27 protein-coding genes and 1 pseudogene are annotated in these 23,653 nt (G+C 67.2%); 13 read left to right on the top strand and 15 right to left on the bottom strand.

Annotated elements, in window-relative coordinates:
* From ACOJTB_RS01245 to ACOJTB_RS01235, 3 genes and pseudogenes are all read right to left on the bottom strand, one after another.
* A pseudogene (locus tag ACOJTB_RS01245) lies at positions 1-122 on the bottom strand (carboxyl transferase domain-containing protein); the annotation flags it as partial.
* A 153-nt stretch (positions 123-275) separates the two neighbouring features.
* Positions 276-1,064, bottom strand: coding sequence for an ATP12 family chaperone protein (locus tag ACOJTB_RS01240; RefSeq protein ID WP_420100694.1), 789 nt, complete (start codon positions 1,062-1,064; stop codon positions 276-278).
* Between the two features lie 39 nt (positions 1,065-1,103).
* Positions 1,104-2,102, bottom strand: coding sequence for a P1 family peptidase (locus ACOJTB_RS01235; protein WP_420100693.1), 999 nt, complete (start codon positions 2,100-2,102; stop codon positions 1,104-1,106).
* Between the two features lie 170 nt (positions 2,103-2,272).
* Here ACOJTB_RS01235 and ACOJTB_RS01230 point away from each other — a divergent pair, with 170 nt between their 5' ends.
* Together ACOJTB_RS01230 and ACOJTB_RS01225 are read left to right on the top strand one after the other, a co-directional pair.
* On the top strand, positions 2,273-2,911 hold the full coding sequence (locus ACOJTB_RS01230; RefSeq protein ID WP_420100692.1) for a Spy/CpxP family protein refolding chaperone: 639 nt from the start codon (positions 2,273-2,275) through the stop codon (positions 2,909-2,911).
* A 113-nt stretch (positions 2,912-3,024) separates the two neighbouring features.
* Entirely contained in the window at positions 3,025-3,741 is a 717-nt protein-coding gene (locus ACOJTB_RS01225) for an MgtC/SapB family protein (RefSeq protein WP_420100697.1), read from the top strand.
* 78 nt (positions 3,742-3,819) lie between these two features.
* Here the strand turns inward: ACOJTB_RS01225 and ACOJTB_RS01220 are convergent, their stop codons facing one another.
* The gene (locus ACOJTB_RS01220; protein ID WP_420100691.1) at positions 3,820-4,062 is read right to left on the bottom strand and encodes a hypothetical protein; all 243 of its coding nucleotides are present in this window, start codon (positions 4,060-4,062) and stop codon (positions 3,820-3,822) included.
* Positions 4,063-4,277: 215 nt separating this feature from the next.
* Here ACOJTB_RS01220 and ACOJTB_RS01215 point away from each other — a divergent pair, with 215 nt between their 5' ends.
* Positions 4,278-4,430, top strand: coding sequence for a hypothetical protein (locus tag ACOJTB_RS01215; RefSeq protein WP_420100690.1), 153 nt, complete (start codon positions 4,278-4,280; stop codon positions 4,428-4,430).
* 21 nt (positions 4,431-4,451) lie between these two features.
* Here the strand turns inward: ACOJTB_RS01215 and ACOJTB_RS01210 are convergent, their stop codons facing one another.
* The 4 genes from ACOJTB_RS01210 to murI all read right to left on the bottom strand — a co-directional run bounded on the left by ACOJTB_RS01210 (position 4,452) and on the right by murI (position 6,870).
* The gene (locus ACOJTB_RS01210; protein ID WP_420100689.1) at positions 4,452-4,733 is read right to left on the bottom strand and encodes a hypothetical protein; all 282 of its coding nucleotides are present in this window, start codon (positions 4,731-4,733) and stop codon (positions 4,452-4,454) included.
* Positions 4,734-4,858: 125 nt separating this feature from the next.
* Positions 4,859-5,476: a 30S ribosomal protein S4 gene (gene rpsD, locus ACOJTB_RS01205; protein WP_420100688.1), complete on the bottom strand. Its 618-nt coding sequence runs from the start codon at positions 5,474-5,476 to the stop codon at positions 4,859-4,861.
* A 227-nt stretch (positions 5,477-5,703) separates the two neighbouring features.
* Positions 5,704-5,931, bottom strand: coding sequence for a hypothetical protein (locus ACOJTB_RS01200; RefSeq protein ID WP_420100687.1), 228 nt, complete (start codon positions 5,929-5,931; stop codon positions 5,704-5,706).
* A gap of 63 nt (positions 5,932-5,994) precedes the next feature.
* A complete protein-coding gene (murI, locus tag ACOJTB_RS01195; RefSeq protein WP_420100686.1) occupies positions 5,995-6,870 on the bottom strand; it encodes a glutamate racemase in 876 nt (291 codons plus the stop codon).
* Positions 6,871-7,008: 138 nt separating this feature from the next.
* On the opposite strand from murI, the gene ACOJTB_RS01190 reads away from it, so the two are divergent.
* A complete protein-coding gene (locus ACOJTB_RS01190) occupies positions 7,009-7,941 on the top strand; it encodes a bifunctional helix-turn-helix transcriptional regulator/GNAT family N-acetyltransferase (RefSeq protein ID WP_420100685.1) in 933 nt (310 codons plus the stop codon).
* Positions 7,942-7,950: 9 nt separating this feature from the next.
* Here ACOJTB_RS01190 and ACOJTB_RS01185 read toward each other — a convergent pair whose 3' ends face one another.
* On the bottom strand, positions 7,951-9,228 hold the full coding sequence (locus ACOJTB_RS01185) for a flavin monoamine oxidase family protein (protein WP_420100684.1): 1,278 nt from the start codon (positions 9,226-9,228) through the stop codon (positions 7,951-7,953).
* A 348-nt stretch (positions 9,229-9,576) separates the two neighbouring features.
* Between ACOJTB_RS01185 and ACOJTB_RS01180 the strand changes: the two genes are divergently transcribed.
* Positions 9,577-11,844, top strand: a complete 2,268-nt coding sequence (locus ACOJTB_RS01180) for a TonB-dependent hemoglobin/transferrin/lactoferrin family receptor (RefSeq protein WP_420100683.1) — start codon at positions 9,577-9,579, stop codon at positions 11,842-11,844.
* 335 nt (positions 11,845-12,179) lie between these two features.
* Here the strand turns inward: ACOJTB_RS01180 and ACOJTB_RS01175 are convergent, their stop codons facing one another.
* The gene (locus ACOJTB_RS01175; protein WP_420100682.1) at positions 12,180-12,995 is read right to left on the bottom strand and encodes an RNA methyltransferase; all 816 of its coding nucleotides are present in this window, start codon (positions 12,993-12,995) and stop codon (positions 12,180-12,182) included.
* A 92-nt stretch (positions 12,996-13,087) separates the two neighbouring features.
* Here ACOJTB_RS01175 and ACOJTB_RS01170 point away from each other — a divergent pair, with 92 nt between their 5' ends.
* A complete protein-coding gene (locus ACOJTB_RS01170) occupies positions 13,088-13,294 on the top strand; it encodes a hypothetical protein (protein WP_420100681.1) in 207 nt (68 codons plus the stop codon).
* A gap of 56 nt (positions 13,295-13,350) precedes the next feature.
* Here ACOJTB_RS01170 and ACOJTB_RS01165 read toward each other — a convergent pair whose 3' ends face one another.
* Both ACOJTB_RS01165 and ACOJTB_RS01160 read right to left on the bottom strand, forming a co-directional pair.
* On the bottom strand, positions 13,351-14,487 hold the full coding sequence (locus ACOJTB_RS01165; RefSeq protein ID WP_420100680.1) for a dipeptidase: 1,137 nt from the start codon (positions 14,485-14,487) through the stop codon (positions 13,351-13,353).
* A gap of 211 nt (positions 14,488-14,698) precedes the next feature.
* On the bottom strand, positions 14,699-15,949 hold the full coding sequence (locus ACOJTB_RS01160; RefSeq protein WP_420100679.1) for an NAD(P)/FAD-dependent oxidoreductase: 1,251 nt from the start codon (positions 15,947-15,949) through the stop codon (positions 14,699-14,701).
* 269 nt (positions 15,950-16,218) lie between these two features.
* Between ACOJTB_RS01160 and ACOJTB_RS01155 the strand changes: the two genes are divergently transcribed.
* From ACOJTB_RS01155 to ACOJTB_RS01125, 7 genes are all read left to right on the top strand, one after another.
* A complete protein-coding gene (locus ACOJTB_RS01155; protein ID WP_420100678.1) occupies positions 16,219-17,199 on the top strand; it encodes a hypothetical protein in 981 nt (326 codons plus the stop codon).
* Between the two features lie 55 nt (positions 17,200-17,254).
* A complete protein-coding gene (gene rpe, locus ACOJTB_RS01150; protein ID WP_420100677.1) occupies positions 17,255-17,938 on the top strand; it encodes a ribulose-phosphate 3-epimerase in 684 nt (227 codons plus the stop codon).
* Between the two features lie 140 nt (positions 17,939-18,078).
* A complete protein-coding gene (gene purB / locus ACOJTB_RS01145) occupies positions 18,079-19,386 on the top strand; it encodes an adenylosuccinate lyase (protein WP_420100676.1) in 1,308 nt (435 codons plus the stop codon).
* Positions 19,387-19,390: 4 nt separating this feature from the next.
* Positions 19,391-19,969 (top strand): hypothetical protein, encoded by a 579-nt coding sequence (locus tag ACOJTB_RS01140; protein WP_420100675.1) that lies wholly within the window; start codon positions 19,391-19,393, stop codon positions 19,967-19,969.
* 18 nt (positions 19,970-19,987) lie between these two features.
* Positions 19,988-20,254 (top strand): type II toxin-antitoxin system Phd/YefM family antitoxin, encoded by a 267-nt coding sequence (locus ACOJTB_RS01135; protein ID WP_420100674.1) that lies wholly within the window; start codon positions 19,988-19,990, stop codon positions 20,252-20,254.
* The gene (locus ACOJTB_RS01130) at positions 20,254-20,670 is read left to right on the top strand and encodes a type II toxin-antitoxin system VapC family toxin (RefSeq protein WP_420100673.1); all 417 of its coding nucleotides are present in this window, start codon (positions 20,254-20,256) and stop codon (positions 20,668-20,670) included. The genes ACOJTB_RS01135 and ACOJTB_RS01130 overlap by 1 nt, the downstream gene beginning before the upstream one ends.
* Positions 20,667-21,254 (top strand): RBBP9/YdeN family alpha/beta hydrolase, encoded by a 588-nt coding sequence (locus tag ACOJTB_RS01125; protein WP_420100672.1) that lies wholly within the window; start codon positions 20,667-20,669, stop codon positions 21,252-21,254. Before ACOJTB_RS01130 ends, ACOJTB_RS01125 begins: the two co-directional genes overlap by 4 nt.
* Positions 21,255-21,288: 34 nt before the next feature.
* On the opposite strand, the gene ACOJTB_RS01120 is transcribed toward ACOJTB_RS01125, so the two are convergent.
* The 3 genes from ACOJTB_RS01120 to ACOJTB_RS01110 all read right to left on the bottom strand — a co-directional run bounded on the left by ACOJTB_RS01120 (position 21,289) and on the right by ACOJTB_RS01110 (position 23,652).
* Positions 21,289-21,882, bottom strand: coding sequence for a hypothetical protein (locus ACOJTB_RS01120; RefSeq protein ID WP_420100671.1), 594 nt, complete (start codon positions 21,880-21,882; stop codon positions 21,289-21,291).
* Between the two features lie 127 nt (positions 21,883-22,009).
* Positions 22,010-23,125 (bottom strand): branched-chain amino acid ABC transporter substrate-binding protein, encoded by a 1,116-nt coding sequence (locus ACOJTB_RS01115; protein WP_420100670.1) that lies wholly within the window; start codon positions 23,123-23,125, stop codon positions 22,010-22,012.
* Positions 23,126-23,277: 152 nt separating this feature from the next.
* The gene (locus ACOJTB_RS01110) at positions 23,278-23,652 is read right to left on the bottom strand and encodes a DUF6867 family protein (protein ID WP_420100669.1); all 375 of its coding nucleotides are present in this window, start codon (positions 23,650-23,652) and stop codon (positions 23,278-23,280) included.
* Position 23,653 lies beyond the last annotated feature (1 nt).

Raw genomic sequence — 23,653 nt, 5'->3', positions numbered from 1 at the left:
AGCTCGATGCGCTCGCGCGCCGTCAGCTTGCCTCTGCCGTGCTGCGCCTCGATGCGCTTCTCGCCGCCGCCCTTGCGGGCGCCTTCGCGGCGGGCTTCGAGCTGCTCGAGAACGTCTTTCATGGCGCTAACCCCGGCTGCGGATCCGGTATCCGGATTAAGCGGGGCCGGCCTGCCTGTCCACGCCCAGCCTGTGCGGCTTTCGGCTAGACCATGCTGCGTTTTCGCCGAGCCACTCCGTCATCGCGGGCCTGTGGATCTGGATCGGCGCTGGCTCTACCCCTCTTTCAGCAGCAGCACCGCCGCGTCGAACTCGCGGCGGCGGAGCGCGCGGCGTTCGGCGGCCTCCTCGTCCTGGCCCCAGACCTCGATCTGGTAGTCCTCGTCGAGATGGGCGGCGGTCCAGGTCGCCTCGGCGTCGATCAGCCCGTTGGCGAGCGCCAGCATCAGGATGGTCGAGCCCGTCAGCGTCATGACGTTGTGGGCGCCGGCCAGCGCCACGGGGCCGGAAATCTTTGCCAGCCTGCCTGCGACGGCATCCAGCGTGGTCTGCGGCTGAGCGACGAAGACGATGCCCTCGGCCAGCAGGAAGCGGGCGCCGATCAGCCCCTCGACGGCGGAGAGAATGGGCTGCCAGACCGCATTCTGGCGCTCGACCAGCGCCTCCGGCTCGCCCGCGCGGTAGCAGATCGCGTCGGAGCCGGCATAGCGGACGATTTCGGCCCTGACGGCGGCGTCCTGATCGGCGACGCCATCCAGCGCCGAATTCACCAGCCGGGTCAGCGGCATGGCGGCCGGGTCGATCGTCTGTTCTTGCGCCTGCCATTCGGCCGCCAGCGCCTCGGCGACCGAGCGGGAAGAGACGGCGAGGGGCTTGCGGGCCGGGGTCCTGGCCGTGCGCCCGTCCAGCGCGACATGGTGCAGCCCGTCACGCTCGATCACCCCGGCTTCCTTGTAGAAGCGGGCGGGCAGCGGGTTGCGCATCGCCTGCTGGGCGGCGGCGACGGGATCGGGCTGGCGCTGGCCGGGCGAGCCGAAGCGGGCGAGGAAATCATCGGTCGACATAAAGCAGGCTTACCCCAATTCGGCTGTCGGCTGGAAGCCTCAGCCGCCGAAGCGGTCCCGCCAGGCGGGCAGGGCGCTGGCGAAGGGCAGGGCGCTGGCGGCATGGACGCCGCGCGCGACGGCCCGCGCCAGAACGTCCGCCGCCGTGGCACAGAGTTCGGTCAGGGCGAAGGCGTCGGAGGGCGCACCGCTATAGCCGGTGGCGGCGGCGAAGACGATGTCGCCGTCGAGCGGGGCATGGGCCGGGCGCAGCGCGCGGGCGAGGCCGTCATGCGCCGCCAGAGCGAGGCGCTTGGCCTGCGCCTTGGTCAGCACCGCATCGGTGGCGACCAGCGCGATCGTGGTGTTCTGGCCGGTGCCGCCCTTGAAGCGCAATGCGAGGTTTTCGGGGCCGATGCGCGCCGGCCAGCCGCGGCCGCCGAATTCACCGTCGCGCTCATAGGGCGCAGCCCAGAAATGCGGCCCCTCGCCGATGGTGGCGCTGCCGACCGCGTTCACCGCGACGATCGCGCCGACCATCTGGCCGGTCGCGGCCCGCGCGCTGGCCGAGCCGAGCCCGCCCTTGAGATTGACCGTGGTGGCGCCGAAGCCGGCGCCAGCGGTGCCGAGCCCGAAATCGGCGCCGGCGGTCGCCGCCGCCTCGGCCCCGAGGCGGCGATAGGGCGCCTCGCCGCCACCGGAGGCCCAGCTCTTGTCGCCGCCATTGGCGAGATCGAACAGGATCGCCTGCGGCACGATGGGGATGCGGTGGCCGGCGACCGGGAAGCCGCGCCCCTGGCTGGCGAGCCACGCCATCGCGCCGTCTGCGGCGCCCAGCCCCCAGGCCGAGCCGCCCGAGAGGATGACGCCGTCGATATGCTCGACCGTCATCTCCGGCTCGAGCAGGGCGGTGTCGCGGGTGCCCGGCCCGCCGCCCAGCACGGCGGCCGAGGCGGTGGTCGGCTTGTCGAACAGGATGGCGGTGACACCGGTCGCCGCTGTTTCGTCATGCGCGTTGCCGACGCTGACGCCACGGATATCGGTGATGAGATTGCGCATGAGAGGCTCCGGAGGCGAACCGAAACGTGCCGGGCACGTTGCGCTTCACATTACGATCTTTTCATCCCTGAGCCATTGGCGGGTCACGGGCGGTGGTCGATCGTGTCGCCATCGCCAATCGGCTCGTCGAACCCCATGGACGCATCCCGGCGTCCTGACAGGAGAAGTCCATGAAACGCATCGCGCTGATCGCCGCCTCGTCCATCGCGGCTCTGGCGAGCACCTTCGCCCTCGCGCAGCCCCAGCCGGTTCCGCCCGCGGGCTCAGAGCGCCGGCCCGAACAGACGGAAAGCCGCGAGCAGCGCCGCGACGACTGGCGCCAGCAGCGCATGGAGCGGATGAAGGCGCGGATGGACGAGCGGCTCGCACGGGTGCGCGAGGAGCTCAAGCTCAAGCCCGAACAGGTGCCGGCCTGGGAGCGGTTGGAGGCGCTGCTGCGCAAGCGCTCGAGCGAGGGTGCCGAGCGCTGGACGCAGATGCGCGAGACCCGCGAGAGGCTGCGACATGCCGATCTGATGGAGAAGATCGACGCGCGCGCCCAGCGCCTCGGCGAGCGCGCCGGCACCGCCAAGGAACTGGCCGACACCGTTCGGCCTCTCTGGACGACACTCAGCGACGAACAGAAGACGGTGCTGCGCCGCTCCGTGCGCGAGGCGATGGCCCAGGGGCGCGAGCGGATGCGCGAGATGCGAGCCTGGCATGGCGGCTGGGACCGCGACCATGAGCGCGACCGCGGGCCGCGTCACTGGCGCGAGGATCGCCGGGACGAGCGCCGCGGCGGCCCCGATCGCCACGGCGACGACGAGTAAAACGGGACCAGCCCGCTCGGCAGCCCTTTGAAGCCTGATGCGACCCGCCTTCGGCGCCTTGCCGGGGGCGGGTTCTTCGTGCGATGGACCGCCCGCAACGCGAGCCGGCGGCCATGCGCTTCATCCAGACTTTCGACCTCTACCCTTTCCTCGACTCGGTGGTCAGCCTGTCGGTCGCCTTCGTGCTAGGCGTGCTGATCGGGGCCGAGCGGCAGTATCGCCAGCGCACGGCAGGCCTGCGCACGGCGGTCCTCGTCGCGGTCGGCGCCGCCGCCTTCGTCGACCTCGCCATGCGGCTGGGCAACGCCGACGGCGCCATCCGGGTCATCGCCTATGTGGTCTCCGGCATCGGTTTTCTCGGCGCCGGCGTGATCATGAAGGAGGGGATGAACGTCCGCGGGCTCAACACTGCCGCGACGCTCTGGTGCGCGGCTGCCGTGGGTGCCTGCGCCGGGGCGGATATGGCGGCCGAGGCGGTGCTGGTGACGCTCTTCGTCATCGCCGGCAACACCCTGCTGCGGCCCCTCGTCAATGCGATCAACCGCATCCCGCTCAACGAGCAGGCGCTGGAAGCCACCTATGAGGTGGTGGTGACGCTGGCCAAGCCAGCTCTGGCGGAGGTGCGCGAACGGGTGATCGAGGATCTCGAAACCGCGCATTACCCGGCGAGCGACGTCACGGTGCAGGAGCGCGGCGGAGAGGTGGTCGCCATCGTCGCCAAGCTGATCAGCACAGCCGTCGATGCGAAGGAACTGGACCAGGTCGTCGAGCGGCTGGCGCGTCTGCCCTCCGTCAGCCACGCCACCTGGGAAAGCAGCACGACCGATTGAACGTCGTCATCGCTTCACCGTCCCGACATGATGCGGGACGGCGAAGGTTATCGCGTCGGCTCGTGTAACGGAGCGGGCTCAGCCGCCGACCGAATCGTTGACGCATTTCTTGGTGAAGCTCGTCTTGGCCGCGCCCGCGAGCTTCTTGTCCGCGGCCTGCTTGTCGCAGGCGGCGGTGGCGTCCTTCTCGCATTTGGTCAGGAAGCTGATCTTGGCGGCGCCGGCCAGCTTCTTGTCGGTCGCCTGCACGGTGCAGCTCTGGGCCTGGGCGAAGCTAGCCGTGCAGGTGAGCGCGAGGGCGATCAGCAGGGTCTTGGTCATGCGAATCTCTTTCGATCGAGCCCCGGGGGCGACGGCAGCGACGCTACGACAAAGCCGCTGGCGTGCAAACAGGAAGCCCGTGCCGCCATTCGGATTCCGCCGCCGGCCGCAAGCCACCGATTTCGCTGTGCTTCGCCGGTTTACCATACCGATTCAGTTTGGATTTACGTCTTCGCGTTTACGCTTTGTCAGGAACTGCAATGCGAGGGCGAAGCATGAAGCAGAACTGGCTGATCTGGAGCATGAGGGCCTTCATCGGCTCCGTTTTCGTGCTCTGCCTCTTCGGGCCTTGGCCGCTGTCGATCCTGATCGGCTGCCTGTGCCTCGGCTGCCACTACTTCCGCGATGAGGTCGGCTCGCATCTTTGAGCCGATGGAGGCGGTCGCGGCTCAGTGGCGCCGCTGCAGATGGCAGGTCTGGACCCGGCCGCCGCGACCATCGGCGCGCCAGCTGCAGCCGGGCCTGGCCGGGCGACCCTCATGGATATGGATCACGGCCCGGCGCTTGCGATCGTAGCTGCGATGCGAGAAATCGTGGCCGCCGACGCGCACATTGCCGCCGAAGCGCACCTCGGCACGGGCCGTATCCGCCACCGTCACGGTGAAAAGGAGCGCGATCGCGGCGACGAGGCCGGTTGCGAAGATGTGAGACCTCGGGGCGCGCATCGTCATCGGGAAGGTCGATCCGGTCGCGGCTTTCGACCGGCAGCGCCGGTCACTCGGTAAAAAAAGGGGCGGCGGAAAACCGCCGCCCCTTCGTCTTGTCGTGCCGGCGCCCATGGCACCGGCGTGTCGTATCAGCGCGAGTAGAACTCGATGACCAGGTTCGGCTCCATCTGCACCGCATAGGGCACGTCCGTCAGCGTGGGCGTGCGGGTGTAGGTGGCGGAGAACTTGGTGTGGTCGGCGTCGATGTAGTCCGGCACGTCACGCTCGGCGAGAGCGGCTGCCTCGATGACGATGGCGAGCTGCTTGGAGCTCTCCTTGACCGCGATCACGTCGCCCGGCTTCACCTGATAGGAGGCGATGTTCACGCGCTTGCCGTTCACGGTGAGATGGCCGTGGTTGACGAACTGGCGGGCGGCGAAGACGGTCGGGACGAACTTGGCGCGGAAGATCACCGCGTCCAGACGGCGCTCGAGCAGGCCGATCAGGTTCTCGCCCGAGTCACCCTTCAGGCGGATCGCCTCGGCGTAGTAGCGGCGGAACTGCTTCTCGGAGATCGAGCCGTAATAGCCCTTCAGCTTCTGCTTGGCGCGCAGCTGGGTGCCGAAGTCGGACGGCTTGCCCTTGCGGCGCTGGCCGTGCTGGCCAGGGCCGTATTCGCGGCGGTTGACCGGGGACTTGGGACGGCCCCAGATGTTCTGACCGAGGCGGCGGTCAATCTTGTACTTCGCCTCATGGCGCTTCGACATGTCGCGTGTCCTCTCAGGTTCGCGAGGTGAGGACCGCGCCCTCCTGCTCTTCCGCATCGGGCGGAAGCGACAGATCCGGCTCCCGAAGGAGAGCGGATCGCGGGTGCGGAAAAAGTCACGCGGCCCCGTGAGGAGCCGCGCGACGCCCGGCGATATGGCGCAAGCCGCGTGCGAAGTCAAATCCCGTGAAGCCGGCTCGGCGCTTTTGCGCCGCTCCGGCAGTGGAGTCAGTAGCGATAAGCGCGGTGATGACGCGGGCGGTGTTTGTACCAGCCGCGATGATGGCCGCGGTCCCAGCCATGATGACGGCGCGGGCCGTGGCGATACATGGCATGCGGGCCGTGGCCGCGGTGCCAGCCGTCTCGATGGGGCTGGGCCTGAGCTTCGGACGCGCCGCCTAACCCTCCGAAGGCGAGGCCGAGGCCGAGGGCCGCTAGCAGGAGCAGCTTCTTCATGGAATTGGTTCTCCCTGGAACTGTCGCCGGGTGGGCAAACGTTCCAGGGCTCGCGCGGGTTCCTCAGCAGCCGGTGGATCTGGAAGGCAGCGGCATCGGCTCGATGGTGATCTGCGCAAGGCCGTAGCCCGCGAGCGCGATCCGAAGCGGGTCGCACAGCTGCGTGCCGCTCGTGAATACCGCCATGGATTCCGGCGGCAGGAGGAGCGCGGCGGGGCCGAGGAGATCGGCGACGCGCTTGGCGATGGCCGGCGCCGGGTCGATCCAGGTGACAGGCCAGGGCGCGAGCCGCTTCATCCGTTCGAGCAGCAGCGGGTAATGCGTGCAGGAAAGGGTCACGACGTCGGTACGCCGGCCCTCGCGCTCGACGAAGCAGGATGCGATCTCGCCGCGGATGGCCTCGTCATCGACCGGTTCGCCCTTGAGCGCGCATTCGGCCAGAGCAGCGAGGCGGGTCGCGCCCACGAGCGTCACCTCATGCCCGGCCGCATAGGTTTCGATCAGCCCGCGGGTATAGTCGCGGGCGACGGTGCCGGGCGTCGCCAGCAAGGAGATCAGGCCCGTGCGGGTCTCGGCCGCCGCCGGCTTGATCGCCGGCACGGTGCCGACGAAGGGAATCGCAAAACGGGCCCGCAGCGCCGGCAGCACCAGCGTCGAGGCTGTGTTGCAGGCGATGACCGCCAGATCGGGATGGAATCGGCTGGTGAGGCGCTCCATGACCGCCAGAACGCGATCGACGAGCGCCGCCTCCGGGAGTCGGCCATAGGGAAAGCCGGCATCGTCCGCTGCATAGACGATATTCGCCCCCGGGCAGGCGCGCGTGACCTGCGACAGGACGCTCAAACCCCCGAGACCGGAATCGAAGACCAGAATGGTCGGCTGCGTGCGGGGAAGCGACAGAGGGCGGTATCCCGTCCCGGCAAGAAGGTCGTGCTGCATGCGCGCGCCGCCAAAAATCAAAGCCGCATTGCGCCAGAGAGGCGTTAAGCGGGGGTGAACGCGGCCGGAAAGGCCATGTCACGATTTAGTTGACTCCGTCCATTAATTTCGACTCTCCTCGCATACGGAGGGCCGGGCATGTCGGAGAGCGATTCAGAGGCGGTGGCGGCGATCCGCCGCTTCAACCGGTTTCACACGCGCTGGGTGGGAGCGCTCGGCGGCGATCTGCATGGCTCGGGCCTCACGCTGACCGAGGCGCGGGTGCTCTATGAACTCGCCCAGATCGAAGAGGGGCGGGCCGGAGACTTGGCGCAGGCCCTGGCGCTGGACCCAGCCTATCTGTCCCGCATCCTCAAACGATTCGAAGCTCAGGGCTGGCTGATCCGGCAGCGCTCGGCGTTCGACGGGCGCGCCTTTGCGCTCTCCTTGACCGGAAGCGGCCGCGGCATCTTCGCATCGCTCGAGCGCGCATCCCGCGCCCAGGCCGAAAGGATCGTCGCGAGGCTGTCAGCCTCGGAAACCACGCGCCTGATCACGGCGCTCGGCGACACCGAAGCGCTGCTGGGCGGGGGGCGAAGCGATGGTTCCGTCTCGATCCGCGAGCACCGCCCCGGCGATATGGGGTGGGTCGTCGGTGCGCATGCGCGGCTCTATTGCGACGAGCTTGGTTGGGACATTGGCTTCGAGGCGCTCGTGGCCGAGATCGCGGGCGAGTTCCTGCGCAACTTCAAGCCTGGCCGCGAGCGCTGCTTCATGGCTGATGTCGACGGAAGCCCGGCGGGATCGGCCTTCGTGGTCGAGGCGGACGATATGACGGCGAAGCTCCGGCTCGTCCTCGTCGAGAAGCGCGCCCAGGGGCGGGGCCTCGGCAAGCGGCTCGTCGCCGAAGCGATCGGCTTCGCGCGCCTGGCAGGATATCGGCGCATGGTGCTGTGGACGAACGATGTCCTGCACGCCGCGCGGGCGATCTATGCGGCGGAAGGCTTCAGGCTCGTCGCCGAAGAGCGCCATCGCTCCTTCGGGCAGGACCTCGTCGGCGAGACATGGGAGCTCGACCTGTCGAGCGGCTGAGACGCGCCGTCAGGCCTTGAGCTTCAGCAGGGTGGCCGCCGCCGCGCGCCCCGCCAGAGTCGCCCCGCCCACGGTCATGGCGCCGCCCCCGGCCGTGGCCTCGCCCGCGATCAGGAGCTTGCCGCCGATGGGCCGGGCCAGCGCCTCGCGCGCGCCGTCATGGCCCGGTGCGCAGACGGAATAGGAGCCCTTGGCATAAGGATCGGTCCACCAGGCGGGGAATGAGCAGGCCTTGACCGTCTCCCGAAAATCCTCGCCGACCATGCGCGCGAGCAGGCCGGTCGCATGGTCGCGGGCAGCTTGCGTGCCGGCCTGCGACAGCTTGCGCGCGAAATCGCCGCCGCAATAGCCGATCACGATGTCCTTGCCGTCCGGATACATGTCGAAGCTGATCATCTCCTCCGGCTTGCCGGCCTCGATGAGCGTCGTGCCGGGCTCGACGCCGAAGCGGTCGCCCTCGGTCTTCAGCGCGATCTTCGTCAGAGCGCCCATCTGGAGCCCGGCGAGCGCACCCTGTGTCTGCGTCGGCAGCGCCGGGACGAAGCGGATCGCGCCCGCCTTGAGCACGCCGACCGGCACGGTCACGATGCAGGCCCGTGCGGTCAGCGTGCCGGAGGCGGTGGTGACGGCGACGACCGGGCCATCCCAGCGGATCTCCTCGACCGGCTGGTTCAGGCGGATGTCGAGCCCGGCGCCATGGCGGGCGACGAGCGCGCCGTAACCGCTCGGCACGATCAGATCCTCACCCGACCAGAGGCGCTGGTAATCGCGGGCGGAGATGCGATCCGATTCCTCGCCGATCGACAGCAGAAGCCCGGAGGAGGCGACAGGCGCCATGTCCGGGCCGAGATCGCCGAGGAGTTGTGCGACCGAGAGATCGCGCTTGCCGATGGCGTCCGTCTCCAATCGCCTGTCGATCTGGCGGAAGGCCTCGCGCCGGCGTCGGCGGTCGCTGTCCTGCATCGGCCTGCCGTCAGCATAGGCGCGGAAGCCGCCGCCCCAGCTTTCGGGCGCCGTCGGCACACCGAGCTCGCGCGCGATCTCGACCCAGGGGTTCGTCTCGGCCCAGTGGATGAACATCGCCCCCGCATCATAGGCCGGGCCGAGCGAGGTATCGGTGAAGGCCCGCCCGCCGATGCGGCCGCGCGCCTCAAGCAGCACGGCGCGGCGCCCGCCGGCCTTCAGCGCGTGGCCGGCCGCCAGCCCAGCAGCGCCGGCGCCGATGATCACGACATCGACATCCGCCGCGGCCTGCGCCGCGCCGGCAATGGCAAATCCCGCGGCCATGGCGGCGCCTCCTGCCAGGATGGTGCGTCTGCTCGGGGCGGCGTAGCGCTGATTCATGACAGCCAAGATGCGCTTCATTCGCTGCGCTGCAATGACCGGCCGGCGCGGTTCGCGATCACGAGATCGGGAGGCGGAGAGAGCGCTCCGCAGGCTGATGCGAATTTGAGAATTAGAATAGTTCTGTATTTGATTGATTCTATAGTTTTGCTTTGTGTGATTCAGTAATTGACAGCGAATATTGTCGATCCTATGGCGGTCCGGCCTGATGATGAGACATAGGGCATTGTTTTTACTCATTTTAATCTCGCCGCAGCGGCTTCGGTCGGCCGGCGAAGACGGGACCGGGCGATGGGCGGACATTTCGACAAGCTTCGCGGTGGCGTGGCGCTGGGCAGTCTGACGCTGGCCCTGCTCGCGGCTTCGGCCGCGCAGGCGCAGCAGCAACGGGGACAGGGGGCAGCGCCCGCGGCGGATGCGCCGGTGGTGCTGGACCAGATCACCGTGCAGGGGCAGGGCCAGCCGGGCGGGGCGCTGCTGGCCGGCCCCACGACGACGCGGGTGACGCGCGAGGAACTCGATCGCAATCAGGTGCAGAGCATTTCCGAGCTGTCGCAGCGGGTCGAGGCCGGCATCGCCTTCAACCGCGCGACGAATTCGGTGAATATTCGCGGGCTCGAGGGCGCGCGCGTGCTGACCACGGTGGACGGCATCCGCCAGCCCTTCCTGATCGATGCGCGCATCAGCAAGGGATCGACCAACGCCTTCGACTTCGACTCGCTCTCGACGCTCGATCTGCTGCGCGGCGGCAGCGGCGCGAGCACGCTGGGCAGTGGCGCGCTGGGTGGCGCGCTCGCCGTGCGCACGCTCGATCCGGAGGACCTCATTCGCAACGGCCGCAGCTATGGGGCGCTCGCCAAGAGCGGCTACGACAGCACGGATCGCGCCTGGTTCGGCAGCGCCGCGACTGCGGCAAGGCTTAACAATACCTGGTTCCTGTTCCAGGCGGGCTTCCGCGACGGGCACGAGGTCGGCAGCAAGGGCGACATCAAGACGATCGGCGCGACGCGCACCGCCCCCAACCCGAGCGACTTCAACCAGTACAATCTGCTGGGCAAGGTCTATCACTATGTCGACGAGGTGCATCGCTTCGGCCTGACGGGCGAGCTCTTCAAGCGCAGCGACCGGACCCAGAACCTGGACAACACGGTCTCGCTGACGGGCAATTACCGCCCCGGCTCCTACCAGAGCGGCGAGGATGTGGAGCGCAAGCGCGTCTCCCTCAGCTATGACTACAAGCTGCCCGGCTCATTCCTCGACGAGGCTCATGCCTCGCTCTACTGGCAGAACGTCACGCGCAATCAGCTCGCCTGGGCGCGGCGCTTCACCAGCGCGCCGCTCGGCCTCTACACCCGCAACGGCGAACTCGACCAGGATTCCTATGGATTCGAGGGGTATGCGATCAAGAGCTTCCAGACCGGCATCGCCTCTCACCGCGTGACGATGGGCGCCGACATCGCCGCGACGAAGCTGAAGCAGTACACTGCCGGCATCGATGGCTGCCCGGCGAATCCGCCCTATCCGGCGGCGCTGCGCGGCTGCAACAACCTGCACACCAACCAGGCCGACCAGCCGGATGTCGACGGGCGCCGCGTCGGGCTCTATCTGCATGACCAGATCGGCTTCATCGAGAACCGGCTGCGCTTCACGCCGGGCGCGCGCTTCGACTGGTATGAGGAGAAGCCGCAGAACACGCCGGCCTATACGACGAGCGCCTCCTATCCCGGCGCGCTGCCGCCCTCATCGAGCGATTCCGCCTGGTCGCCGCGCATCCGGGCCGAATACGACCTCCTGAAGAACGCTCCCTATATCAAGGACCTGACGATCTTCGCGCAATGGTCCAAGACTTTCCGCGCTCCGACCGCCAATGAGCTCTATGGCCGCTTCGGTGCGGTGGGCACCTATCTGAGGCAGGGCAATGCCGATCTGCGGCCCGAGATCGGCAATGGCGTCGATGTCGGCCTGCGCTTCGGCGACAAGGACCTCGGCGGCTCGGTAACCTATTTCCACACCGATTACCGCAACTTCATCGAGACCTATCAGGTCGCGGCGGCGGGAGGCCTCTACCCGCAGGGCGGTATCACCGGCTATCGCAACATTGCGCAGGCCGAGATCCAGGGCGTTGAGGTGAACGGGCAATATGCCTTCGCGCAGAACTGGCTGCTGCGCGGCTCCTTCGCCTATACCCGCGGCATCAACAAGCAGGACAATACCTTCCTGAACTCGATCTCGCCGATGCAGGGCATCGTCGCCGTCGCCTATGGCACCGACCGCTGGGGGGGCGAAGTCTCGGCCAAGCTCGCCGGCAAGCGTGACGACGTCGCGGTGACGAGCGACGGCTCCGGCTTCAAGGCGCCGGGCTATGCGATCTTCAATGCCTCGGCCTGGTGGCGGCCGGCTCCGCAGATCGCCGATCTCGAATTGCAGGTCGGCGTCTACAACATCTTCGACCGCAAATATTTCGACGCGGTCAATGTCCCGCTCTCGCGCCCGCAGCCGACTGCCTATTACAGCGAGCCGGGACGCACGGTGAAGGCGACGCTGAAATACCAGTTCTGAGCCGGGGTGTTTCGAGACCCTCCCGGTCCAAGCAAGGCCGGCTCTTCGGAGCCGGCCTTTTTCTTTGGCGCATGGGCCGTCACGCGGACGAGGGGCGGCCCTCATCTCCAGCCGATTGGAGCATGCTGATTTCGCACGGAACCAGAGCGTCATCCCGGACAAGCTGCGAAGCAGCGCCGCTCCGGGATCCATCGTCAAGCTCCGAAGCCCTTCGATGGATCCCGGGGCAAGCCCAGGATGACGGGGGTGCTTCGGCGAAACTCAGCGTGCTCTAGGGAATCTCCCAAGCCATCCGTCAAGACGGGCCTTGGGGCAGTCCTCCGTATGAGGGCTGACTAACTTTCTTCCTCTGCCTGCCGCGCCAGCAGCCTCGCCTTCCTCGGCCCCTCGACCAGCGATTTGAAGACGCCGCGCAGGGTGCGCGTCTCCTGCTCGGTCATGTCGAGGCGGTGCAGGATATCGCGCAGATTGGCGGTCATGACCGGCTTCTTGCCGGGCGGGAAGAAGCCGCTGACGTCGAGTTCTTCTTCCAGGTAGTCGAAGAGCGACAGGATCATCTCACGCTTGGCCGGCGGCGAGGGGTTGGCCTCGCGGAAGGGCGGCTCGCCGTTCGTGGTCTTGAACCATTCATAGCCATTGAGCAGCACGGCCTGGGCGAGATTGAGCGAGGCGAAAGCAGGGTTGACAGGAAAGGTGAGGATCGCATCGGCGAGCGTCACCTCCTCATTGGTGAGCCCGATGCGCTCGCGCCCGTAGAGAATGCCGACCCGCTCGGCCGCGCCGACGCGCCCCGCGATGTCCGGCATCGCCTCGGCGGGGGTGAAGACGCGCTTCATCTGGCCGCGCTCGCGCGCGGTGGTGGCGAGCACATAATTCAGATCGGCGACGGCGTCGGCCGCGCTGTCGTAGAGCCTGGCGTTTTCGAGGATATGCGTGGCGCCGGAGGCGGCGGCGGTGGCGCCCTTCTTCAAACCGCCGCCGGTCGGCCAGCCGTCGCGCGGGGCGACGAGGCGCATTTCGGAGAGGCCGAAATTCGCCATGGCCCGCGCGCACATGCCGATATTCTCGGCGAGCTGCGGCTCGACGAGGATGACGACGGGGGCGGGGGCCTCGACGGCCGGGCGGGTGCGGTCGGTACCGGAACCGGTCATGGCGGAAACCGTTGCTGAAACTGTGATGCGGCCCGTCCTGTCGGACGGGCGGGGCGACAGGTCAAGCGGCGGTTGAGCGCGGAGGGGGACGAGTGGGGGAGGATCGGATCCTGTGGCTGGCGCCGATCCTGTTGCTGGCCGTCCCGATCGGGCTGGCGCTCGGGCGCTACTGGGCGAGTTCGCGTGCGCCCGGCGTCGTGCGTCTCGACGGGGCCGGCGCCGATCCGAAGGGGCAGATCGAGCCGACGCTGGAGCACGAGGACGCGGTGCGGATCGAGGCACAGGCCGACCAGCGCTGATGCTCCAACAACACGTCAGAGCATCATGATCGCGTAAGATCGGATGCCCGATGCTTTCAGGCGGCGGCCGCGACCGCGCGCAGCACCCGCAGCGTGTTGCCGCCGGCGAGCTTGGTGAGGTTCTCCTCAGACCAGCCGCGGCGGATCAGCTCGGCGATCACGTTCGGGAAGGTGGTGGTGTCCTCCAGCCCGTTCGGGTTCACCCAGCCGAAGAAGTCCGAGCCGATGCCGACATGGTCGTGGCCGATGCGCTTGGCCAGATACTCGACATGGTCGCAGTATTGCGGAACCGTCGCCTTCGGCCGCGGGCCGACCTTGGCCTCGATCTCGGCCTCGACCTTGGCGTAGTCCATGCCCTCGGGCGTCTTGCCATACTGGTCCTTGGCGGGGCGGTGCCAGTCGCGCGAGGCCTGGTTGATGAAATCCGGCACGAAGGTCGCCATCACCACGCCGCCATTGCCGGCGACCCGGTCGAGCACGTCGTCGGGCACGTTGCGCGGATGGTCGCAAAGGCTGAAGGCGTTGGAATGAGACCAGACGACCGGCGCGCTCGTGACGTCGAGCGTGTCATGCATGACCTTGGGCGAGACATGGGCGAGATCGACCACCATGCCGAGCTTGTTCATGCGGCGGATGACGTCCTTGCCGAAGGCGCTGAGGCCGTTGTGCTTCGGCGCATCGGTGGCGGAATCGCACCAGTCATGGGTGTCGTTGTGACAGAGCGTCATCAGGCGGACGCCGAGATCGTAATAGGCGTCGAGCGCGTCCAGCTCGTTGTCGAGTGCCGAGCCGTTCTCGATCGTCATGAACAGCGCGATGCGACCCTCCGCCTTGGCGTCCTCGACATCCTCGGCCGAGAGACCGGGGCGGAAGGCATCGGCGTGCCGCTTCATGATCGAGCGCATCAGCGCGATCTGCGCCAGCGCGAAGCCGGCGGGCTTGGGATGGTTCGGCGGGACATAGGCGGCGAAGAACTGGCCGGCGAGCTTGCCCGCCTGCATGCGCGGAATATCGGTGTCGACCTCGGCGTGGACCTTGCTCAGATCATAAGCCGCGACATCGCCCTTCGCCTGCCGGTCCTTGCGGATGACGTAAGGCAGATCGTTATGCCCGTCGATCAGCGGGACGCGGTCCAGCAGGGCGAGCGCGGCGGCATAGGCATTGTCCTGAACGGGAGGTTTGGCGAGGGCCATGGCGAAGTCTCGGTCGGAATCGGGAGAGGCACTTTGGCAGGGACACCCGCGGCAGGCGAGGGCGTGTGGTGCAGGGGCGCTCCCCCAATTCGGCACGGTTCGCCTGCCCGTCATTGCGAGGAGCGAAACGACGAAGCAATAAAGGGGGACGTCGAGCGCTGCCGCCCCTGGATTGCTTCGCTTGAGGCTCGCAATGACGGAAAAGCGATTCCTAGCCGAAGCGCGACGCCGCGAAGGGCGCGGGGTCGACGAAGACCTTCTGGCCCGTCACCATTTCCGCGATCATCCGGCCGGTGACGGCGGCCAGCGTCAGGCCGTGATGGGCGTGACCGAAGGAGAACCACAGGCCCTTGTGCTTATGGGCGGGGCCGATGATCGGCATCATGTCCGGCGTGCAGGGCCGGCGGCCGAGCCAGGGCTGCGGATCCAGCCGCTCCCCGAGCGGGAACAGGCTCTTGGCGATGGGTTCAGCGCGGGCGAGCTGCACCGGCGTCGCGTCCGCGTCGCGATCCGCGAATTCTGCGCCGGTCGTCAGGCGCACGCCCTGCAGCATCGGGGCCAGGAAATAGCCGCGCTCGGTGTCGAGCACCGGGTGGTTCAGCACCGCATTGCCCTGCGGCTTGTAGTGCATGTGGTAGCCGCGCTTCACCGCCAAGGGCAGGTGATAGCCGAGCTGGCGGGCCAGAACATCGGCCCAGGGACCGAGCGCGATCACGACGTCCTTGGCCGTGGCGATGGAGCCGTCGGCGAGGGTGACGCTCCATTCGGCGCCCTCCTGCTTCAGCGTGCCGGCATCGCCGAGGGCGAGCCTGCCGCCGAGCGCCTCGAACTGGGCGACATAGGCCTTGGACAGCCCATGCGGATCGACCACCGTGACGGGGTCGGTCCAGTGCAGGCCGCCGATCAGGCTGCCATGGTCGAGATGCGGCTCCTCCGCCTTCAGGGCCGCCATGTCGAGCGCGCGGTAGTTGACGCCGAAGTCGCGCTTCCACCGGGCGGCCTCCGCCAGGCGCTCGTCGCGCTCCTTCTCCGTGCGGAACACCTTCATCCAGCCATTGCGGCGCAGCAGGTTCTGCGCGCCGGCCTCGGCCGCGAGCGCGTCATGCTCGGTGACCGAATGCTCGATCAGCTTGGCGTATTTCTGCGCGATCGCCTCGTGCTGCGAGGCGCGCGAGTGCATCCAGTAGGAGAACAGGAAGGGCGCGAGCTTCGGGATCGCCTGCCAATGGTAATGCGCGTCGATGGTGTTGTTGCGCGCATAGCGCAGCAGCGCGCCGAAATCATGAGGGAAGCCATAAGGATAGACGCCCTCGCGCTGGATCAGCCCGGCATTGCCGTAGCTGGTCTCCTCGCCCGGCGCCCGCTTGTCGACGAGCAGCGTCGAACGGCCCGCCTTTTGCAGATGAAGGGCCACGGAAATGCCGACGATGCCGGCACCCAGAACGATCGTATCCACCCGCATGACGATGACCCCACCAATCCCCGGGGCCGTAGAATAACCGAACCGGCGCATCTGTCAGCGGCTGCGCGTGTTTCTGCGGCAAATCCGGCGATCTTTCGTCGAACATGCCGGCGTTCTGGCGTCAATGAGAGGCTCACAACGGCCTTTCTCGGTATGTCGCGCAATTTTATGCCGGCGCAGGATCGGATTGCGCCAGAGCGGGGTGACGGGCCGGTGCGGGTGAGCCAGTCTGAGGCCTCTTTCCGCGATCGATTCATGCGACGGGGCCCATGCGCGCAGCCGCTCATCTCGCCTCCGCCCTCGGCTGGCTGGGGCGCCACGGAACGCAGGGATTCGCCCTCTCGATCCTGCTCGGTCTGGCGCTGCCGCAATTTTCGGCGGCGGCGCGGCCGGTGCTGCCCGTCACCATCTTCTGCTTCACGACCATCGTGTTCATGAGGCTCGATCTCGGCGTCACGCTGCGGCTGGTGCGCCGGCCGGCCCGGCTGGCGGCGACTTGCCTCTGGCTCGCGGTGGCGCCCGCGCTTCTGATCGGCGCCGCGCTGGGGATCGTCGGGCGCGAGAGCCTCGATCCCGGCATTCTGCTCGGGCTGGCGATCATGGGAGCCGCGCCGCCGATCATGTCTTCGCCGGCCGTGGCGATCCTCTACGGCTTCGAGCCCTCGCTGATCATTGCGAGCGTGCTCATGACCACGGTGGCGAGCCCGCTGGTCGCGCCGCTGCTGCTGGACTGGCTGGCCGGCGCGGCCGTGCCGCTGGACCGTACCGCGCTGATGCTGCGGCTGCTGATCTTTATCGGCGGCGGCATGGCGGTGGCGACGCTGCTGCGCTGGCGGCTGGGCGGGTCGCGCATCCGGGCGATCAAGGCGGAGCTCGATGGCTTCGGCGTGCTGATGTATTTCATTTTCGCCATCGCGGCGATGGACGGTGTCACGGCCGCCGCGATGGCCCAGCCGCGGCTGGTGCTGCTCGTCCTCGCCTGCGTCTTCGGGATGTCGGCCGCCGGGCTGGCCTCGGCCTGGCTCGTGCTGCGGCTTCTGCCCGCGCCCGAGCGCTTCATGGTCGGCTATGGCAGCGGCCAGCGGAATATGGGGTTGCTGGTCGCGGCCATGGGGACGGGCATCTCGCCGAACACCTTCCTTTATTTCGCGCTGGCGCAGTTCCCGATCTATCTGCTGCCCTGGCTGCTGGCCGGGCTGGCGCGGCGCGTGGGGCGTGGCCAGGCGCATCCCGCCCCTGCCGGTGGGTGAGGCCCGCGCCGGTTTGGTGATTGCGAAGGCGTAGCCCGGGCGCTAAACCGCCGCCATGAGCACCGCCATCCGCATCGCCCCTTCCATTCTCTCGGCCGATTTCTCGAAGCTGGGCGAAGAGGTGCGCGCGATCGATGCCGCTCGCGCGGACTGGATCCATTGCGACGTGATGGATGGGCATTTCGTGCCCAACATCACCTTCGGCCCGGACGTGCTGAAGGCGATCCGCCCGCATACGGACAAGTTCTTCGACGTCCATCTGATGATCGCGCCGGTCGATCCCTACATCGAGGCCTTCGCCAAGGCGGGCGCCGATCTCATCTCCTTCCATGTCGAGGCGGGGCCGCATCCGCACCGCACGCTGCAGGCGATCAAGGCGCAGGGGAAGAAGGCCGGCATCGTGCTCAACCCCGGCACGCCTGCGAGCGCCGCCGAGGCGCTGATCGAGGAGGTCGATCTCATCCTGCTGATGACGGTCAATCCCGGCTTCGGCGGGCAGAGCTTCATTCGCTCGGTGGTCGAGAAGGTTTCGCAGGTGAAGGCGCTGATCGGCGGCCGGCCGATCACGCTCGAGATCGATGGCGGCGTGACGCCGCAGACCGCACCGCTGGTGGTGAAGGCCGGGGCCGACACGCTGGTGGCGGGCTCTGCCGTGTTCAAGGGCGGGCCTGCCGCCTATGCCGGAAATATCGAAGCGATCCGCAAGGCGGCCGAGGCCGCGCGGGGCGATTGGGTTTGACGAGTTCGCAGCCCTCATCCTGAGGAGCCGCGAAGCGGCGTCTCGAAGGATGCTCCAGCGCCCTCTGGACCATCCTTCGAGACGCGCTCCTTCGGAGCGCTCCTCAGAATGAGGGCTCATTGGATGACGAGGACGAGACGATGATCCCCCGCTATTCCCGCCCCGAAATGGTCGCCATCTGGGAGCCGCAGACCCGGTTCAGGATCTGGTTCGAGATCGAGGCGCATGCCACCGACAAGCTCGCCGAGCTCGGCGTCGTGCCGAAGGAGGCCGCCGCGACGATTTGGGCCAAGGCGAGGGATGTCGAGTTCGACGTCGCGCGCATCGACGAGATCGAGCGCGTCACCAAGCATGACGTCATCGCCTTCCTGACACATCTGGCCGAGATCGTCGGGCCGGAAGCCCGCTTCGTCCATCAGGGCATGACCTCCTCGGACATTCTCGACACGACGCTGTCGGTGCAGCTCGCCCGCGCCACCGACCTCTTGATCGCCGATGTCGATGCGCTGCTGGCGGCGATCAAGCGTCGCGCCTTCGAGCACAAATTCACCCCGACGATCGGCCGCTCGCATGGCATTCATGCCGAGCCGGTGACCTTTGGGCTCAAGCTCGCCCAGGCCTATGCCGAGTTCGATCGCTGCCGGGCCCGCCTCGTCGCAGCCCGCGCCGAGATCGCGACCTGCGCCATTTCGGGCGCCGTCGGCACCTTCGCCAATATCGACCCGCAGGTCGAAGCCTATGTCGCGCAGAAGATGGGGCTGACCGTCGAGCCGGTCTCGACGCAGGTGATCCCGCGCGACCGGCACGCGATGTATTTCGCGACGCTCGGCGTCGTCGCCTCCTCGATCGAGCGGCTGGCGACCGAGATCCGCCATCTGCAGCGCACCGAGGTCTATGAGGCGGAGGAGTTCTTCTCGCCGGGCCAGAAGGGCTCCTCGGCGATGCCGCACAAGCGCAACCCCGTGCTGACCGAGAACCTCACCGGCCTCGCCCGGCTCGTGCGCGGCATGGTGGTGCCGGCGCTCGAAAACGTGGCGCTCTGGCACGAGCGCGATATCTCGCATTCCTCGGTCGAGCGCATGATCGGCCCCGACGCGACCGTGACGCTCGATTTCGCGCTGGCGCGCCTCACCGGCGTCGTCGACAAGCTGCTGATCTATCCGCAGAACATGCGCCGCAATCTCGACCGGCTCGGCGGGCTGCACAACTCCCAGCGCGTGCTGCTGGCGCTGACCCAGGCCGGCGCCAGCCGCGAGGACAGCTATGCCATGGTCCAGCGCAACGCGATGCGCACCTGGGAGCATGGGGAGGACTTCCTCACGAACCTCCTTGCGGACCGCGACGTGACCGCTCGCCTCTCCCCCGCCCAGCTCGAAGCGATGTTCGACGAGGGCTACCACTTCAAGCATGTCGACACGATCTTCGCGCGGGTGTTCGGGGAGGGGTGATTCCATGGACGACCGCGACGCCTATCGGCTCCCCGCGGTCGTCACTCATAACTTCGATCCCGAGCGCGGGGCATTCAGAAATCTGTGCAGCCTTTCCGACGACGCTGCCCAGAGCGTGCTGGCCTCGATCGCAAACGCAGGCCACCGTTCGATCAGGCCAAATTATCTCGCTCGCCGGAGAGCGACCGAGGCGTGGTTGTTGTCAGAGCGGACCCGAAAGCTCGGAGTCCCGAAGCGACAGCATCCGATCTATTTCTTTCTGGGTGACATGTCCGACGGCGCCGACCCGTCGCGGCTTCGCTCCTGTGTGCTGCCTCTCGCAAGCTTGCCGCCAGATTCGATCACCTTCACCTATCCCGACAGCATGACGAGTTATCTGATCGGGTTCCGCGACGATCTCGCAGCCGAACGGCTGCCTCACCACGGCAAGCTTTTCACTTTGGCGGAAATCGTCGAGCTGATCGCGCAAGAGGGCCTGCCGGTGACACGGTGGAAATCGGAGCCCCAGCGCCGTCACGATCGCTTCATAGAGATGCAACTCTGGGACGATGCTCCTCTGGTCGGGCTTGAGGGAGCTGGTTGACCAGTTTATCCTGATGGCATGATCATCGTCGGGACCTTCGAGGCGAAGACCAAATTCTCCGAGCTGCTCGACAGGGTCGAGCAGGGCGAGGAGGTCGTCGTGACGCGCCATGGCAAGGCGGTCGCCAGGATCGTTCCCGAAGCGATTGATGGAGATAGGGCCTCAGCGCGGGCACGCGAAATTCTGGCGCGCCGCCGGGCGATCGGCGAGCGGCTCGCGGTGAGCGGCCAGTTGCCGATCTCGGCCCGCGAGATGTGGGAATGGATCGAGGAAGGCCGGCGCTGATGCCGTGCGTCGTCGATGCCAGCGTCGTGCTGGCCGTGCTGCTCCCGGACGAGACGCAGCCGGCGGAGGCCTTCGTTGCCGATCTCATCGGGGGAGGGGCGCGCGCTCCGGCGCATTGCGCCACCGAAGTCTGCAACGGTTTGGTCGTCGCCTATCGTCGCGGTCGCATCACCCGCGACGAGATGGGCTCGGCGCTCTCCGATGTGGCGGCGCTCCGGATCGCTTCGGACGCCCGCGACCGTTTCGGTGTGTCAGCAGATGTCGTGAACCTCGCCCTGGCGCATCGGCTCACGGTCTATGACGCCGCTTATCTCGAACTCGCCCGTCGCAGCGGGCTGCCGCTGGCGACCTTCGACGGTGCCTTGCGCGCCGCTGCGGTGAGCGAAGGTGTTCCTCTCCTCGAGACGACCTCATGAAAACCGCCGACGTCGATATCCTGATCATTCCGGGCTGGTCGAGCTCCGGGCCGGACCATTGGCAGACCCGCTGGGAGACGCGGCTGCCGAATGCCCGGCGCGTCGAGCAGGAGGATTGGTACAAGCCGACGCGCGACGGCTGGGCGAGCCAGATCGTCGCGGCCGTGCGCGCGGCGAGCCGGCCGGTGGTGCTGGTGGCGCATTCGGCCGGATGCAGCGCCGTGGCCCATGCCGCCGAGCATCTGAGGCATGGCGATGTCGCCGGCGGCTTTCTGGTGGCGCCGGCTTCCGAGCGGGCCAAGCGCGCCATCCCCGGAATGGGAGCCGATTTCATCCCGCATCGGCGCGAGCGCTTGCCCTTTCCCTCGGTGCTGATCGCCAGCGCGACCGATCCCTACTGCACGCCCGAGGAGGCTAGGGAACTGGCCGAGGCCTGGGGCTCGCAATACGTCGATGCCGGCGACAGCGGCCATCTCAACACCGAATCCGGGCATGGCCCCTGGCCGGACGGGCTGCTGCGCTTCGGCGGCTTTCTCAAGGGGTTGGGCGCGGTTCCTGAGAGGGTGATTCAGGTCGGCTCGTGAGCGCCGATGCTCTCGCGAGCTTGATCAGATTGCGTCAAGCAGATGCAAGGAACCGGCTGACCCTCGCACGGTTCTCATCGTCCTTCGGACCATCGGTCAACGATACCGTTAAGCCAGGCAATGTCGCGATGCGTGTTGGTGAGACGTGCATCGCGATGAGGAATCGGCAGGGCTTTTTTATGTTCCATTGCAGTCCGCCGCCGCCCATCGGATATTGTTCAGCCGGCGCGAGGCCACTTTCATGCAGAGTTACGGGAACGACCTTGGCGATGCGGTCTTGGCCGTGAAGCTTAACTGAAGCCAACGCCCGCATCTGCAGTTCGCGATAGCCCGCCGGGCCGTATTCCCGCAGAACCTCGTCATGGATCCGAGCTCTTTTTGCGTCCTCGGTCTCGGATTGAGCAGGAACACCGATGCGCCCCCCGGATCGAAGAGTCGTGCCATCGAATTCGAAATCATCCGCCGTCAGTATCTGCTTGAGTAAAATGACCCAGTAACCTTGCGCCAGCCGGCCCGGTGCATACCCTAGATTGCGCTCGATGGCCGCAGCCGGTCTGGGGCCGATCCAATTCAGCGTCGTCACGTTGCCCGAGAAGAGCTCCGTTTGGCCGACAGTTAAGACGCGCATCTTCTGAGCTCCCTGGCACTGGGCTGAGTATGCCGGAACGTGAATGCGGGAAGATGACTACGAAACAAGACCGCCCCGGCTCTCACCGGGGCGGTCCTGTCTTACACGCTCAGGCGATCAGCCCAGATCAGTTCTCGATATAGGTGATCTTGCCGTCGGCGCCCTTCTTCCAGGTGTACATGGTGTAGTCCGGGCGGGTGATGTCGCCCTTCTTGTCGAAGCCGATATCGCCGATCACGGTCTTCACCGGCTGGCCGCCATGCAGCGCGTCGGCGATCTTCTTGGGGTCGGTCGAGTTGGCGCGCTTGGCGCCCTCGGCCATGATCTGGACAGCGGCATAGCTGTAGAGGGTGTAGGCTTCCGGCTTGAAGTTCTTGGCAGCGAACTTCTGAACGACGGCGGCCGCCTCCGGGCGCTTCTGCGGGTCCGGCGGGAAGGTCATCAGCGTGCCTTCGACGCCGGGGCCGCCGATGGTGGCGAACTCGTCGGTGGTGATGCCGTCGCCGGAGACGAGCACGGTCTTCAGGCCCTGGTCGCGCATCTGGCGCACGATCAGGCCGCCTTCGGTGTGCAGGCCTCCCCAATAGAGGTAATCGGCGCCGGAAGCCTTGATCTTGGAGACGAGCGCCGAGAAGTCTTTCTCGCCGGCGTTCACGCCTTCATAGAGCACTTCCTTGATGCCGCCGGCGTTGAGGCCCTTCTTGGTCTCGTCGGCGAGGCCCTGGCCATAGGTCGTCTTGTCGTGGACGACGGCGATCTTCTTGTCCTTGAAGTTCTTGATCAGATAGGCCGAGGCGACCGAGCCCTGCTGGTCGTCACGGCCGCAGGTGCGGAAGGTGTTCCAGAGGCCGCGCTCGGTGATCTTCGGGTTGGTGGCCGAAGGGGTGATCATCAGCACGCCGTTCTCGGCATAGACTTCCGAGGCCGGCATGGCGACGCCGGAGTTGAACGGGCCGACGACCCATTTCACGCCGTCACCGACGAATTTGTTGGCGACCGAGACGCCCTGCTTGGGGTCGGAGACGTCGTCGCCGACGCTGACGGTGATCTTCTGGCCGAGGACGCCGCCGGCGGCGTTGATGTCCTCGACAGCCTGCTCGGCGCCGTTCTTCAGCTGCGCGCCGAAGGCGGCGTTGGGGCCCGTGATGGGGCCGGCGACGCCCAGCTTGATCTGCGCATTGGCGATGCTCGAAAACGCCAGGACCGCGCCCAGCGCGATGCCGCCCAAAAGCAACTTCTTCATGCGGTGAAACTCCCCTCGGTTTTTAAAAACGCTCTGTTTGACAACGGGCTGGACGCACCGCCCGTCTCGGCGCGTGTGCCGCCGGAAAGCGCAGTCTTGCGCGTTTTCGGCAGGGTGTCACGCGGCAAGCTCATGCGACTAATGGCCGGACTTCACAGCAATTCCGGCTTGATCACGGCGCCCGGGCGCGGCTTCCAGCCGAAGGGGCCGGCCGGCTCGAACAGCCAGTGATATTGCCGCGTCATCTGCCGGGCGCGGGTGTAGCGCCAGCCGGCGAAGCCGAAGGCCAGCAGCACCAGCGTGTCGACGATGTAATAATGCAGGGTCAGCAGCGTCGCCTGGAACAGCGCGAAATGGATGAAGCGCACGAACAGGCCGAGGATCAGCATGTAGATGAGCAGCTGCCAGTTCGGCCGCCAGGTCAGCGCGATGGCGCGCCCCGCCATCCAGGCGAGCCAGCCGCCCATGACCACCGAGACGAGAAGGAACAGCCAGATGGTCGGTTCTTCGTAGAGGATGCCCTGCATC

Origin of the sequence: Allobosea sp. (assembly GCF_048595345.1) — a bacterium.
Taxonomy (GTDB): Bacteria; Pseudomonadota; Alphaproteobacteria; order Rhizobiales; family Beijerinckiaceae; genus Allobosea.
This window is presented reverse-complemented; position numbering and strand designations above follow the sequence as displayed.